General features: G+C 63.1%; 12 protein-coding genes. 6 read left to right on the top strand and 6 right to left on the bottom strand.

Features of this window, described 5'->3' with window-relative positions; genetic code table 11:
* Positions 1 to 152 precede the first annotated feature (152 nt).
* From zwf to RTH74_RS19520, 6 genes are all read left to right on the top strand, one after another.
* Complete coding sequence (gene zwf / locus RTH74_RS19495) at positions 153 to 1622, top strand: glucose-6-phosphate dehydrogenase (RefSeq protein WP_316915738.1); 1470 nt, start codon at positions 153 to 155, stop codon at positions 1620 to 1622.
* On the top strand, positions 1609 to 2322 hold the full coding sequence (gene pgl / locus RTH74_RS19500; RefSeq protein WP_316915739.1) for a 6-phosphogluconolactonase: 714 nt from the start codon (positions 1609 to 1611) through the stop codon (positions 2320 to 2322). Before zwf ends, pgl begins: the two co-directional genes overlap by 14 nt.
* Position 2323: 1 nt before the next feature.
* Positions 2324 to 2995 (top strand): bifunctional 4-hydroxy-2-oxoglutarate aldolase/2-dehydro-3-deoxy-phosphogluconate aldolase, encoded by a 672-nt coding sequence (locus RTH74_RS19505; RefSeq protein WP_316915740.1) that lies wholly within the window; start codon positions 2324 to 2326, stop codon positions 2993 to 2995.
* Between the two features lie 141 nt (positions 2996 to 3136).
* Positions 3137 to 5059, top strand: a complete 1923-nt coding sequence (locus RTH74_RS19510; protein WP_316915741.1) for a methyl-accepting chemotaxis protein — start codon at positions 3137 to 3139, stop codon at positions 5057 to 5059.
* Between the two features lie 205 nt (positions 5060 to 5264).
* Positions 5265 to 5699 (top strand): YciI family protein, encoded by a 435-nt coding sequence (locus tag RTH74_RS19515; RefSeq protein ID WP_099525543.1) that lies wholly within the window; start codon positions 5265 to 5267, stop codon positions 5697 to 5699.
* A 2-nt stretch (positions 5700 to 5701) separates the two neighbouring features.
* Positions 5702 to 6121: a VOC family protein gene (locus RTH74_RS19520; protein WP_099525542.1), complete on the top strand. Its 420-nt coding sequence runs from the start codon at positions 5702 to 5704 to the stop codon at positions 6119 to 6121.
* 141 nt (positions 6122 to 6262) lie between these two features.
* Here the strand turns inward: RTH74_RS19520 and ggpS are convergent, their stop codons facing one another.
* From ggpS to phhA, 6 genes are all read right to left on the bottom strand, one after another.
* Positions 6263 to 8521 carry a glucosylglycerol-phosphate synthase gene (gene ggpS / locus RTH74_RS19525; RefSeq protein WP_316915742.1) on the bottom strand — a complete coding sequence of 753 codons (2259 nt, stop codon included), beginning with the start codon at positions 8519 to 8521 and terminating at the stop codon, positions 6263 to 6265.
* 145 nt (positions 8522 to 8666) lie between these two features.
* Positions 8667 to 9929 (bottom strand): MFS transporter, encoded by a 1263-nt coding sequence (locus RTH74_RS19530; RefSeq protein WP_316915743.1) that lies wholly within the window; start codon positions 9927 to 9929, stop codon positions 8667 to 8669.
* A gap of 145 nt (positions 9930 to 10074) precedes the next feature.
* Entirely contained in the window at positions 10075 to 11418 is a 1344-nt protein-coding gene (locus RTH74_RS19535; RefSeq protein WP_316915744.1) for a DUF2254 domain-containing protein, read from the bottom strand.
* Positions 11419 to 11503: 85 nt separating this feature from the next.
* On the bottom strand, positions 11504 to 12703 hold the full coding sequence (locus RTH74_RS19540) for an amino acid aminotransferase (RefSeq protein WP_316915745.1): 1200 nt from the start codon (positions 12701 to 12703) through the stop codon (positions 11504 to 11506).
* Positions 12700 to 13056 (bottom strand): 4a-hydroxytetrahydrobiopterin dehydratase, encoded by a 357-nt coding sequence (locus RTH74_RS19545; RefSeq protein ID WP_017362122.1) that lies wholly within the window; start codon positions 13054 to 13056, stop codon positions 12700 to 12702. The genes RTH74_RS19540 and RTH74_RS19545 overlap by 4 nt, the downstream gene beginning before the upstream one ends.
* 93 nt (positions 13057 to 13149) lie before the next feature.
* Positions 13150 to 13935, bottom strand: a complete 786-nt coding sequence (gene phhA / locus RTH74_RS19550; protein ID WP_316915746.1) for a phenylalanine 4-monooxygenase — start codon at positions 13933 to 13935, stop codon at positions 13150 to 13152.
* Positions 13936 to 14010 lie beyond the last annotated feature (75 nt).

Raw genomic sequence — 14010 nt, forward strand, 5'->3', positions numbered from 1 at the left:
TAAAACAACCGGCCTATCCTACTGATGCCGCCCCGTGGCCACCACTGGCTTATCGGATGTAGTGAATAATGTTGTTGCTATCACAACATTTTTCCTTGATAAAAGCAGTATCACCCGGTATTTCTAGTGCATCTTGATAAAAGAACAAACTCATGCCTGCGATGAAGCTTGAATCCTGCACCTTTGCCTTGTTCGGCGCGCTGGGCGATCTGGCCTTGCGCAAGTTGTTTCCCGCGCTTTACCAGCTCGATCGCGCCGGTTTGCTGCACGATGGCACGCGCATCCTCGCCCTGGCCCGTGAAACGGGCGAGCCGAGTGATCACCTGCGCGCCATCGAACAGGCGTTGCGCCTGCACGTACCAGCCAAGGAGCTGACGGAAGCCGACATGGCGCGCTTCCTAGCGCGTCTGAGCTACCTGAGCATGGACTTCCTCAAGGCCGACGATTATGCGGCGTTGCTCGAGCATGTGAGCCCGCAGGATCAGTTGATCGCCTACTTCGCCACGCCGGCCTCGGTATACGGTGGTATCTGCGCCAACCTGGCTGCCGTGGGGCTGGCAGAGGGCACGCGGGTGGTGTTGGAGAAACCGATCGGCCATGACCTCTCGTCCTCGCGTGCGGTCAACGATGCCGTGGCTCAGGTGTTCCCGGAAAACCGCGTCTATCGCATCGACCATTACCTGGGCAAGGAGACGGTGCAGAACCTCATTGCCCTGCGTTTTGCCAACAGCCTGTTCGAGACCCAGTGGAACCAGAACCACATCTCCCACGTGGAAATCACCGTGGCCGAGAAGGTCGGTATCGAAGGGCGCTGGGGTTACTTCGATCAGGCCGGGCAGTTGCGCGACATGATCCAGAACCATTTGCTGCAACTGCTCTGCCTGATCGCCATGGACCCGCCCAGTGACCTGTCCGCCGACAGCATCCGCGACGAGAAGGTCAAGGTGCTCAAGGCGCTGGAGCCGATCAATGTCGAGCAACTCGGCCAGCGCGTTGTGCGCGGCCAGTACGTCGCTGGCAGCAGCGATGGGCGCGCGGTGCCCGGCTATCTGGAAGAAGAGAATTCCAACACCCAGAGTGACACCGAAACCTTCGTCGCCCTGCGTGCCGACATCCGCAACTGGCGCTGGGCCGGCGTGCCGTTCTATCTGCGTACCGGCAAGCGCATGCCGCAGAAGCTGTCGCAGATCGTCATCCACTTCAAGGCGCCGCCGCACTACATCTTCGCCCCGGAGCAACGCCAACTGATCGGCAACAAGCTGATCATCCGTCTACAGCCGGACGAGGGTATCGCGCTGCAGGTGCTGACCAAGGATCAGGGCCTGGACAAGGGCATGCAGCTACGCAGTGGTCCGCTGCAGCTGAGTTTTTCCGATACCTACCGCAGTGCGCGCATCCCCGATGCCTACGAGCGTCTGCTGCTGGAAGTGATGCGCGGCAATCAGAACCTGTTCGTGCGCAAGGACGAGATCGAATACGCCTGGCAGTGGTGCGATCAGTTGATCGACGGCTGGCATCGTCTCGGCGAGGCGCCGAAACCCTACACAGCCGGCAGCTGGGGCCCCATGGCCTCGGTCGCGTTGATCACCCGAGATGGCAGGAGCTGGTATGGCGATCTCTGAACTGAAACTGCCGTCAGGCGTGCAGGCCTGCCCGCACGATGACGCCGAGCAACTGGCCCAGGCCTTGGCCGTACACGTGGCCGATGCGCTGCGCCAGGCCATCGTCAGTCGCGGTCAGGCCACCCTCGTAGTGTCCGGCGGGCGCAGTCCGGTGCCGTTCTTCGAGGCATTGGCGCAGCAGGATTTGCCCTGGGCGCAGGTGCTGGTGAGCCTGGCTGATGAGCGTTGGGTGCCGATCAATCATGCGGGCAGTAACGAGGCGCTGGTGCGTCGTCATCTGCTCCGTGGTCCGGCCGCCGAAGCGCGTTTCCTCAGCCTCTATCAGGTCGCTGGCAACCTCGAACAGGCGGCCGAGCTGGCTGATGCTGCGGTCGCCGAACTGGCGCCGATAGACGTGCTGGTGCTGGGCATGGGCGATGACGGTCATACCGCCTCGCTGTTCCCGCACAGCCCTAATCTGCAGCAGGCGCTACAGCCGGACTGCGCACGCCGCGTATTGCCGATGCTTGCCCCGAGCGAGCCGGCGCAACGCCTGACCCTGACCCTGCCGGTGCTGGCCAGCGCACGCCTGCCGCTGCTGGCGATCCAGGGCCAGGCGAAACTGAACATCCTCAGTGCGGCGCTGCAGCCCGGTGAAACCTCCGAGCTGCCGATCCGCGCCTTCCTCAATTCCCCTCTTGAAATCCATTGGTGCCCCTGACATGACCAGCCTCGACCAAGGCCAGCGCGCGCGCATGGCCGACAAAATCGCCGAGATCGACCGCATCTGCGCGCAGGCGCGGATCATGCCGGTGATCACCATCGCCCGCGAGGCGGACATCCTGCCGCTGGCCGACGCCCTGGCCGCTGGTGGCCTGCGCGTGCTGGAAGTGACCCTGCGCTCTGAGCACGGCCTGGAAGCGATTCGCCGCCTGCGTGCCGAGCGCCCGGAACTCTGCGTCGGCGCTGGTACCGTGCTGGATGAAGACATGCTCGCCGCGGCGACTGCCGCCGGTGCACAGTTCATCGTCACGCCGGGCAGCACGCGTGAGCTGTTGCTGGCGGCGCTGGATAACCCGCTGCCGCTGCTGCCGGGTGTGAGCAGCGCATCGGAGCTGATGGTCGGTTACGCCCTGGGTTATCGCCGCTTCAAGCTGTTCCCGGCGGAGATCTGTGGCGGTGTCGCGGCGCTCAAGGCGCTGTCCGGGCCTTTCGGCGGTGTGCGCTTCTGCCCAACCGGTGGCATCACCCCGGACAACCTGCAGCGCTATATGGCGCAGCCCAACGTCATGTGCGTGGGCGGCACCTGGATGTTCCAGCGCGAGTGGGTGGAAAGCAGCGACTGGGCACGTATCCAGCAATCCAGCACCGAGGCCTTGCAGCTGCTGGACTGATACGCGGCCGCTGCAGAATGTCGCAGCCGCTTAATATCTGTGCCCTGCCAGTCGCTTACTACGTCAGCTGATCCCTTGTGCTGGCTTCAACAAAAACAATTCTCCAGCGAAACCTGAAACATCCGCAGTTGGAGAATTGTTATGAACACCTGGTTCGCGAACCTAAGCGTGACCCGCAAGCTGGCGCTCGGCTTCGGTCTGGTGCTGGCCCTGACCCTGATCCTCGCCAGCGTGGCCTGGACCAGCATGGGCAGTCTGATTCAGCGCAGCAACTGGACTGCCGACATCAGTCACCTGAGCAATCTGCTGACCGAGCTGCGCGTCGACCGCCTGCGCTACATGCTCGATAACGGCGACGAGAAGATGGCCGAGGTGGTGCAAAAGTCGCTGGCCAGCTACAGCAATGCGCACGCCGAGGTGCGCAGCCGCTTCCGTAGTGAAGAAAACGTTCGCTTGCTGACGCAGCAGGCCGAGCAGATCGAGCTGTACAAGCAATCCTTCAATCGTATGGCCGATGCCTATCGCACGGCGCGCGCTGCTCGCGAGCAGATGGGCAGCCTGGCGAAGCAGGCTTTTGCTGAGCTTGAAAATCTGTACAAGGCCGTGCAGCAGATGCCGGAGTTCGACGAGCGGCGCTCCCCGCGTTACCTGGCCGTGCGCGATGTGCGTGAGAGCCTGCAGCTGACCCGCTACGAAGTGCGCGGCTACACGGCCAATCCCAATGCCGATACCGAACAGGCGATGCGCACCCAGACCGAGCGTGCCGTGCAGAGTATCGATGCCCTGGCTGCGGCCTTCGCCGGCGAGCAGGGTGGCGCGATCAGCGCTGTGCGCGCCGGTCTCGATGCCTATCGGGCGCAAGTGCAGCGTTTCAGTCAGGCCAACGACATCATCGTCGCCGAACGCGTGGCGCTGACCCAGCAGGGCTACCAGATCGTCAAGGATAACGCCGCGCTGGTACAGATCCAGATCGACCGTCGTGACGAGGAAACCGCCACTGCACGCAATCTGCAGATCATTACCACGTTGCTGGCCCTGCTGTTCGGCGTGCTGGCTGCCTGGATCATCACCCGGCAGATCACCCGTCCGCTGCAGGACACTCTGGGCGCGGTACAGCGCATTGCCGAGGGCGATCTCACCGCTACCGTACAAGTCGACCGTCGCGACGAGATGGGTCAGTTGCAGCAGGGTATCCAGTACATGGCCAGCACCCTGCGTGAGCTGATCTCCGGCATCCGCGACAGCGTCACGCAGATCGCCAGCGCCGCCGAAGAATTGTCGGCGGTCACCGAGCAGACCAGCGCCGGTGCCAACAGCCAGAAGAGCGAGACCGATCAGGTCGCTACCGCCATGCACGAGATGTCGGCCACCGTGCAGGAAGTCGCGCGCAATGCCGAGCAGGCTTCGCAGGCGGCCAACCAGGCCGATGGCCAGGCGCGTGTCGGTGATCAGGTGGTGGCCGAGGTGATTTCGCAGATCGAACGCCTGGCCGCCGAAGTCAGCCGCTCCTCCGAGGCGATGAATGGGTTGCAGCAGGAAAGCGACAAGATCGGCAGCGTCATGGACGTGATCAAGTCGGTGGCCGAGCAGACCAACCTGCTGGCGCTCAACGCCGCCATCGAGGCGGCGCGCGCTGGCGAGGCCGGACGCGGTTTTGCCGTGGTCGCCGATGAGGTTCGCGGCCTGGCGCAGCGTACGCAGAAGTCCACCGAGGAGATCGAAGCGCTGATCGCTGGCCTGCAGAGCGGCACTCAGCAGGTCGCCGCGGTGATGCGCAACAGTCGCAACCTGACCGACAGCAGTGTCGAGCTGACGCGCAAGGCTGGCGACTCGTTGGGCAGCATCACCCTGGCGGTGTCCAACATTCAGTCGATGAACCAGCAGATCGCCGCTGCTGCGGAACAGCAGAGCGTCGTGGCCGAGGAAATCAGCCGCAGCATCCTCAGCGTGCGTGATGTCTCCGAGCAGACCGCCACTGCCAGCGACGAAACGGCCAAATCCTCGGCCGAGCTGGCGCGCCTGGGCGGCCAGTTGCAGTCCATGGTCAGTCGCTTCCGCGTTTGATCCTGCCTGCGCGGCGCGTTCCTTGAGGCGCCGCGCACTCTATCCCTGCCGCGGGTCGTATCAGGCGACCTGACGAAAATATTCCTAGCGCCTGTCGATTCTTTCCTCACTCGTTCGACTACTGCATAGAACCCCGCCCTGGGTTCACTGTCAGCCGTAGGGAGACACCCTGCGCGCGACTTCGACTCGAACAAGGAGAAAGGCGATGCGTTTCATGGTGATTGTCAAAGCGACGGCCGATTCCGAAGCCGGTGTGATGCCCAGCGAAGAGCTGCTGACGGCCATGGGCCGTTACAACGAAGAGCTGGCAGCCGCTGGCGTGATTCAGGCTGCCGAAGGTCTTCACCCCAGTTCCAGGGGCGCCCGTGTGAGGTTTTCCGGGGCGCAGCGCACGGTGATCGATGGTCCGTTCATGGAGACCAAGGAGTTGGTAGCCGGCTTCTGGATCTTTCAGGTCGAGTCGCTGCAGGCCTGCATCGACTGGGTCAAGCGTTGCCCCAACCCCATGCCTGGCGAATCCGATATCGAGATTCGGCAGATCTTCGAGGCCGAGGATTTCGGCGCCGAATTCACCCCCGAGTTGCGTGAGCAGGAAGAACGTATCCGCGCACGCATGAGCAGTGAAAATCAAGGAGAGTAGCGATGAAGATTCATGCCTATCTGATGTTCGATGGCCAGTGCGAGCAAGCCTTCAATTTCTACGCCGAGCTACTGGGCGGCAAGCTGGAACTGATGCGCTTCGGTGAAAGCCCGGATGCCGGCGAGGTGCCGCCGGAGTTTCATGACCGGGTGATGCACGTGTGCCTGACGGCGGGTGACCAGATCCTGATGGCGTCGGACACCATCCCGCAGTATCCGCACGAGGGCATCAAGGGCTGCTCGATTTCCCTGCAGGTGGACAACGTGCCGGAGGCCGAGCGCCTATATGAGGCACTGTCGGCTGGTGGCGAAGTGCAGATGGAGTTGCAGGCTACCTTCTGGGCGACCCAATTCGCCATGCTCACTGACCGTTTCGGTGTGCCATGGATGATCAATTGCGTGGTCGATAGCCAGGAGGGTTGACGGCGAGTTTCTCGGCAAACGTAGCCCGGATGAAATCCGGGGAAACGAGACTGCGCCTTCGCGGCTGAAGCCGCTCCTACCAGACCAGTTAGGCCGTAGGAGCGGCTGGGCGGCATTCCGCTTCAGCCGCGAAGGGCTTTCTCAGCTCGCCAGCGTCAGCGGCTTGGGTTCTTCCTGCACTTGCACGCCCGCCAGGAACTCCTCGCCCCAGCGGCGAATGTCGTTGTAGCAGACGATATCGAACAGCTCGCGCAGGCGTGCCTGGGCCTCGCTTTTGGGCAGGTTCAGCGCCAGGTAGCAGGTCTGCGCCAGGTCGGCCGGATCATGCGGGTTGGTCAGCAGCGCGCCCTTGAGCTCGGCTGCGGCGCCGGCGAACTCCGACAGCACCAGCACGCCACGTCCGCCGAGCAGGCCCTGCGCTGCGACGAACTCCTTGGCCACCAGGTTGAGGCCGTCACGTAGTGGGGTGATCCACATGACGTCGGCCATGGCGTACCAGGCGCTGACCTCCTCGAAGGGCAGGCTGCGGAAGAAGAACTGCAGCGGCGTCCAGCCAATGCGTGCGAAGCGGCCGTTGATACGGCCGACCGCCTGCTCGATCTGGCTTTGCAGCTCGTTGTAGACGGTCATCTCCTTGGCCGCCGGTACGCACACGGTGACCAGGGTGACCTTGCCGATCAGTTCGGGGTTATCAGCCAGCAGGCGCTCGTAGGCGTTGAGCTTTTCCAGAATGCCTTTGGTGTAGTCGAGGCGCTCTACCGAGAGGATCAGCTTCACGCCTTTCATTTCCTCACGCAGTTGACCCATCAGTTCCTTGATCTTCGGCGCCTCCAGGGCGCCTCGCACGCGATCTATGTCCAGCCCGACAGGGTGTGCGCCGAGCTTGACCTGACGGGTGCCGGTGTCCAGTTCGGTGGTCATGCGCTCCAGGCCCACGGCGCAGCCGTAAGTGATGAAGCGCGGCGCGCAGTTCTGCCGCTCCAGGGTTTTCAGCGGGAACACGCCACGGGCGACGTCGACGAAATTTTCCACCTGGCGTGGAATGTGGAAGCCGATGTAGTCGCACTGCAGCAGGCTGCCGACGATCTGCCGGCGCCACGGCAACACGTTGAACACGTCGGCCGAGGGGAAGTAGGTGTGGTGGAAGAAGGCGATGCGCAGGTCCGGGCGCAGCTCGCGCAGGTAGGCCGGCACCATCCACAGGTTGTAGTCGTGCAGCCAGACGATGGCGCCTTCGGCGGCCTCCAGCGCGGTGCGTTCGGCGAAGGCGCGGTTGACCTTGAGGAATACCTGCCAGTCGTCCTCGTTGAAGGTGGCGCGTTCCCAGAAGGTGTGCAGAGTTGGCCAGAATGCTTCCTTGGAGAAGCGCTTGTAGAAGATATCGACTTCTTCCTTGCTCAGCTTGACCCGCGCGGCGGTGAGCTTGGGATAGCGCTCGGCGTCCACGGTGGTGTGGCTGTCGAACGGTTCGTCGCCGTCCTCGTGCACGGCCCAGGCAACCCAGGAACCGGGGCGGCCGTCGCCGAAGAAGCTGAGCAGAGTGGGAATGATGCCGTTGGGCGAAGTGGGGCGGCGGCGCTGCAGCTTGCCGGCCGCGTTGCGGTATTCCTCATAGGGCAGGCGGTGATAGACCATCACCAGCTCGGCCTTGCCGGGTTGCGCGGCCTGGCGGCGTTCGGCGGCGATACCGTGCTCGCCGAGGAAGCCGAAGTGGGCAAAGGCTTCGAGGATGCCGCCGCAGCCCGGACGCTCGGCGTGCAGGGTGCGTGAATGGTGGTTGGTGGCTTCCAGCAATGCGTTTTCCGACTCGCCGACGCACACGCCATGGAAGCTGGAGCTGAGCATGGACAGGTCATTGAGCGTGTCGCCAGCGGCCAGCACCTGATCGTGGCTCAGCTCCAGCCAGTCGGCCAGGGCCTGCAGGCTGCTGCCCTTGTTCACGCCCTTGGGCAGGAAATCCAGGTACAGCTCGGCGGAGTACAGCAGGTCGCAACCCAGCTCATCGGCGATCTCGCGTAGTGCCGGGTTGGCCGCCTGTTCGGGCGTGCAGAAATAGGAGCAGCGACGCGCCTGTGGCACGTCCTGGCGTTCCAGACCGAATGGCTCGATGGCGCTGGCTACCTGGGTTTCGCCGGGCCAGCGGGCATCGACCACGCTCTGCAATTGCTGGATCGGTTGCAGGCTGTCGCCATGCACCAGGGTCGCGCCGACGTCGGCGATGATGTAGTCCGGCTGCGGCAGCGTTGGGTCGGCCAGCAGCGGCAGTACGGCTTCCAGGCTGCGCCCGGTGACGTAGGCGAGCTTGATTTCGGGGTGGGCGGCGATGGTCTGATAGAGGCTCAGGCGATCTTCGGGGTCGCCAGCGAGAAAGGTTCCATCCAGGTCGGTAGCTAATAGCATCGTTGTTTCTCCAGAAGTGGCCGGTACGGCTTGGCGCTAAGGCGCGCGGCCGACGGGCCGGGTTTCTGGCTGCTTGGGGTAGGCTCGGGGCCTTGCCGAAACAGCCGTCCTTCAGCAGGTCGTTTTTCAACAGCCTGCCAGGTGTTCAGGAGGCGTGGGGGGAAGGTTCCTCCGTAGCTTCGTGATCTTGCGGTGGTGCATCGGGCATCAGCTCTAGCACCGTAGGGCTGGTACGCAGCATGGGCGTGAAGTGCGCGGCGTCGCCGCTGACCAGATCGCTGACATGGCGCAGCCGGTAAAAGGTATAGGCGGCCAGCAGGCCGAGGGTGCAGGCGAAGTACAGTGGCAGTGCGCTGGCGCCCAGTTGCTCCATCAGCACGCCAGCCAGCAACGGGCCGCACACCGAGCCGATGCCATTGACCATCAGCAAGCTGGCGGAGCCGGAAAGAATCTCGTCGCTGTGCAACTGGTCGATCAGTTGCGCCACGGCAATGGGGTAGATGGCGAAGGCCAGCCCACCCCAGATGAAGATGGCGCCGAGCAGCAGCGGACCGGCCGGCAGCAGGCTCATGATCAGCGCCAGGGCGACTGCCAATATCACCACCCAGAGCAGTACCTGGCGCCGGTCGTGACGATCCGAGTAGATACCGATGGGCCATTGCAGCAGGGCGCCGCCGAGAATGGTCGCGGTCATCAGCAGGCCTACGCCGGAGGTATCGAAGCCGGCCAGGCTGGCGTAGACCGGCGCCATGCCCCAGAAACCGCCCATGGCCAGGCCGGAAAGCCCGGCGGCGACTATCGCCAGTGGCGCGATATTCCAAAGTTCGCGCAGGTTGGTCGGCGGCGTTTCCGGCAGGCTCGGCTGTGCCTGACGAGTCAGGGTAATGGGCATCAGCGCAGCGCTGATGAGGATGGCTGCGATGGCGAACAGGGTGAACTGCACCGGGTCGGCCAGGTGCAGCAACTGCTGGGCCAGCGCCAGGGCGCCAAGGTTGACCGCCATGTACACAGCGAACACCTGGCCGCGCTTCTCGTTGGGCGCCTGGGCGTTGAGCCAGCTCTCGATGACCATGTACAGCGTCACCAGCCCCAGGCCGTAGAGCACCCGTAGGCCCAGCCAGACCCAGGGATTTATCAGCAGCAGATGGAGCAGGGCGGCGATGGCGGCCAGGGCGGCACAACAGGCGAACGCGCGAATGTGCCCGATACGTTTGACCAGCGGAGTCGCCAGCCAGGTACCGAGGAGGAACCCGACGAAATACCCGGACATGATCAGTCCGAGCATCGTGGTGGAGTAGCCTTCGGCGACGCCACGCAGGGTCAGGAGGGTGTTGAGCAGACCATTGCCAAGCAGGAGTAACGCGACCCCGCTCAGCAATGAACTGATGGGGGCAATCAGGGACCACATGCAAACTACCCTAGGGAACTGTGCCTCTGATAGCAAGCATGAAGTACGCCATGTTTTTTGTGTTTCGTTTTTATCTATTTGATTTTTAAAGATTATTTTTACTGATGAACGGTCATGCAATTTTTTGGCGGCAAACTTGGCACCATCATGGTGCCTCGTTCGCGATTTGCAGGGGCGCCAGCGGCTGATCCGAGTCCTGCAATGCGCGATTGATGCGAGTGATGAAGTCGTTGATTTCCTCGCGATCACGCCGCTCGCGCAAATGGCGCTCGGCAGTGTCGCGTACGCTGCGTGCATGGCGCAGAAGGTCGGCGCGTTGCTGGCAGCTGGCAGGGCGATGCAGCAGGTTCTTGAAGGCCTGCAGCAGGCTGACCAGCACACAGACATCGGCGGCGCCATAGGTGCGTATCGGACCCAGAAGTTGCAGCAGTAGCTGGTCCAGCGACAGCTCCTGGTAGCACAGCCGCGGTGGCTCGTCGGGCAGGCTGGCGAAATCTCGTTCGGACAGCGCCAGGCGTCTGCTCAACAGTACGCTGAGCAGGTCCACGGTCTTGATTGCCGTGCCCGGATCGTTGATGCCGGGGCTCAGCGCCTTCACGGCGATCTCCGACATCTGCCGGCAACCGAAGAAGTAATGGCTGCTGGCGTACTCCTCGATGAAGAAGTCGAAGCAATCGAGCAGTTGCTGGCACACGGCTCCATCTAGCGGACGTTCCAGGCGAAACAGCGGATGGCCCTCGCTGACGAAGAAACCGCGGTGGGCAAGGACTGTCATCCGTACCTGATGGCGCTGCAGCAGCGTGTTGACCTCCTTGACGTTGAGCTCCTTGAAGTAGCCGTTGCGCTGCGCGTGAACGGTGATCCACTCACTGTCATCCGGCCATTGGGGCGCGGCGTCGCGCGAAGCTGGACTGCCGCCGCAGGCATCGAGCTTTTCCAGGCTGGTGCTGTAGAGGTTACCGAGGATGTGCTCGACCTGAATCGACTGCGAGATCGAGCGGATGAAGTGTACGAACAGGCCCAGGCAGACGATGCCCAGGGCCAGGGTTATGAGCACGCCGAGGCTGGGTATCCGCTCATTGTTGCCCTGCTCGATGGTGGTGATCAGCAGCAGCGCGTAGAGGATGGTGCCGAGGTAGAACCCCAGGGTTTTCTGGTGCCCCTTGTTGCTGACCAGGCCGGGAATCACCCGTGGTGACAGCGATGCGGCTGCGTTGTTGAGCACCACCATGACCATCGAGAAACTGAACACCATCAATGACAGAATGCCCGTGACCAGCGTGCCGAGGATCAGCCTGGCATTGTCTGCATTGCTTACCAGGCCGAGATCAACGTGATCCTTGAACGCCATCATCCACGGCTGGTACTCGGCAGCCATGGTCAGCAGGCACAGCAGGAAGAAGCCGATGGCGATCAGCGTCGGGTAGAACGCCAGGCTGTGGATGATGCGCTGGTAGGCGCGAAAAAGGATGTTGCTGGGTACGGCCATTGGCGAATCCGTCGTGAATGGCGATGACCGCACTATAGCTGTGAAGCTGGCAGGCGGCGGTCTCTAAGACCAGCCGCCTGCTGACTCAGTTCACGCAGACCCGAGCGATGGCGCTGGCCAGTTGATCCAGCCGGCTGGCATCCAGCCCCGCGACGTTGGCGCGGCCACTGCCGACCATGTACACGCTGAACTCTTCGCGCAGACGTTGCACCTGCAGCGGCGACAAGCCGGTGTAGGAGAACATGCCGCGCTGCTCGGCAATATGCGCGAAGCGCTCGCTCAATCCATGCGGCGCCATTGCTTCGACCAGGCCACGGCGCAGGCTGGCCACACGCAGGCGCATGCCTTCCAGTTCATCCAGCCAGAGGCCTTTCAGCTCGTCGTCACCGAGTATCTGCGCCACTACCGCCGCGCCATGGGCGGGCGGCGTCGACCACAGGTTGCGGGCGATGGAGGCCAGCTGGCTGCGAATGTCGACGAGCTTCTCGGCGTCGCTGGCGCAGACGATCAGGGCACCGGTGCGTTCGCGATAGAGGCCGAAGTTCTTCGAGCAGGAGCTGGTGATCAACAGCTCCGGCAACTCGGCGGCGAACAGGCGCACGGCCCAGGCGTCCTGCTCCAAACCGTCGCCAAAGCCCTGATAGGCGAAGTCGATCAGCGGCAGCAGTTCACGTGCCTTGACCACCTCCAGCACGCGTTTCCAGTCGCGCGGGGTAAGGTCGAAACCGGTGGGGTTGTGGCAGCAGGCATGCAGCAGCACCACATCGCCCTTGGGCAGGTGAGCGAGGGCGGCGATCATGGCTTCCACGTCGAGGCGGTTGTCAGCGCCGACGTAGGGATAGTGGCCGACCTTGAGCCCGGCTTCGGCGAACAGGGTTTCATGGATCGGCCAGGTCGGATCGCTCAGCCAGATACCGCGCCCCGGCAGGCAGTGACGAATGAAATCACCCGCCAGACGCAGGGCGCCGGTGCCACCTGGTGTTTGCGTTGCACCGGCGCGCTGCCCGGCGAGCAGTGCCGAGTCCGCACCCAGCACCAGCTGGCTGAGCAGCGTGCCGAACGCCGCGTCGCCATGGCCGCCGATGTAGGTCTTGGTCTGTTCAAGGTCGATCAGGCGCTGCTCGGCCAGTTTCACCGCACGCGGGATCTGCGTCAGGCCCTGAGCGTCCTTGTACACGCCAACGCCAAGGTCCAGGCGCGCCGGGTTGCTGTCGAGGCGATAGGCCTCCATCAGGCTGAGGATGGGATCGCCCGGCACGCGGGCGACCTGGGCGAAATGGCTCACTTGCGGCCCTCGGCGCTGGCAGCCAGTACATCGGTGCGTGCGGCCATGATGAAATCGTTGCGGTGTAGGCCGCGCATTTCGTGGCTCCACCAGGTGACGGTGACCTTGCCCCATTCGGTGAGCAGTGCCGGATGGTGGCCGACTTCCTCGGCGATGGCGCCCACGGCATTGGTGAAGGCCAGGGCATGGCGGAAGTTCTTGAAAAGGTATACGCGCTCCAGCTCCATATGGTCGCCACGCACCTCGATGTTCCAGTCGGGGATCTCGCGGATCAGCTCGGCCAGTTCTTCATCGGACACTTTCGGCGCATCGGCGCGGCAGGCTTCGCATTGGGCTTGGGCAAGGCTGGTCATTTCAGGCTCCTTGAGGATTAGAGGTCAGAGCATAGAAGGTAAGAGCTATCGAACAGCTCCCTGGCCAATGAATGGGCGAGGGAGCTAAAAAGGCTACGCGGCTTTCGGCGGAAATTTCGGCGCGTGCAGGCCGAGCGCCATGGCCTGATGCACCAGCGCCATGATGTCTTCCTGAGCCAGCTCGAACAGGCGCTTGAGCTCGGGTAGGACGAAGTACACCGGCTGCAGGATATCGATGCGATACGGCGTGCGCATCGCTTCCAGCGCATCGAACGCCTGGTGCTCGGGCACGTCGGACAGGGCGTAGAGGGTTTCCTTCGGCGAGGAGAGGATGCCGCCGCCATAGATGCGCCGGCCCTGTGGGGTGTCGAGCAGGCCGAATTCGATGGTCAGCCAGTACAGCCGCGCCAGATAGACGCGCTGCTCTTTCGTGGCCTGAAGGCCGAGCTTGCCGTAGGTGTGGGTGAATTCAGCGAACCAGGGATTGGTCAGCATCGGGCAGTGGCCGAATATCTCGTGGAAGATGTCCGGTTCCTTCAGGTAGTCCAGCTCCTCGGGCGTGCGGATAAAGGTGGCGACGGGAAACTGCTTGCTGGCCAGCAGCTCGAAGAAGGTCTGGAACGGGATCAGCGCCGGCACCCGAGCCACGCGCCAGCCGGTGCTGGCTTCGAGTACCCGGTTGATCTCACCGAGCTGCGGAATGCGCTCCATGGGCAGGTCGAGTTGCTCGATACCGTCCAGGTATTCCTGGCAGGCGCGATTTTGGATCACCTCCAGCTGGCGGGTGATCAGGGTATTCCACACCTGATGCTCGCTTTCCGGGTAATGGATAAAGCCACTCTCGTCCGGTTCCCGGGCCAGGTACTGCGTACTCTTCATCGCTGCCTCCTTCTGGGGGCTGTTGTTCTTGTCTTGACCCGAGCATGCCGCTGATTGCTCGGGTTGAAAGCAGGC

The organism is Pseudomonas sp. zfem001 (assembly GCF_032621725.1).
GTDB lineage: Bacteria > Pseudomonadota > Gammaproteobacteria > Pseudomonadales > Pseudomonadaceae > Aquipseudomonas > Aquipseudomonas sediminis.

Excerpts from the sequence above, each read along its gene's own strand:
- zwf (WP_316915738.1), top strand. The coding sequence starts at position 153 with ATGCCTGCGATGAAGCTTGAATCCTGCACCTTTGCCTTGTTCGGCGCG.
- pgl (WP_316915739.1), top strand. The coding sequence starts at position 1,609 with ATGGCGATCTCTGAACTGAAACTGCCGTCAGGCGTGCAGGCCTGCCCG.
- RTH74_RS19505 (WP_316915740.1), top strand. The coding sequence starts at position 2,324 with ATGACCAGCCTCGACCAAGGCCAGCGCGCGCGCATGGCCGACAAAATC.
- RTH74_RS19510 (WP_316915741.1), top strand. The coding sequence starts at position 3,137 with ATGAACACCTGGTTCGCGAACCTAAGCGTGACCCGCAAGCTGGCGCTC.
- RTH74_RS19515 (WP_099525543.1), top strand. The coding sequence starts at position 5,265 with ATGCGTTTCATGGTGATTGTCAAAGCGACGGCCGATTCCGAAGCCGGT.
- RTH74_RS19520 (WP_099525542.1), top strand. The coding sequence starts at position 5,702 with ATGAAGATTCATGCCTATCTGATGTTCGATGGCCAGTGCGAGCAAGCC.
- ggpS (WP_316915742.1), bottom strand. The coding sequence starts at position 8,521 with ATGCTATTAGCTACCGACCTGGATGGAACCTTTCTCGCTGGCGACCCC.
- RTH74_RS19530 (WP_316915743.1), bottom strand. The coding sequence starts at position 9,929 with ATGTGGTCCCTGATTGCCCCCATCAGTTCATTGCTGAGCGGGGTCGCG.
- RTH74_RS19535 (WP_316915744.1), bottom strand. The coding sequence starts at position 11,418 with ATGGCCGTACCCAGCAACATCCTTTTTCGCGCCTACCAGCGCATCATC.
- RTH74_RS19545 (WP_017362122.1), bottom strand. The coding sequence starts at position 13,056 with ATGACCAGCCTTGCCCAAGCCCAATGCGAAGCCTGCCGCGCCGATGCG.
- phhA (WP_316915746.1), bottom strand. The coding sequence starts at position 13,935 with ATGAAGAGTACGCAGTACCTGGCCCGGGAACCGGACGAGAGTGGCTTT.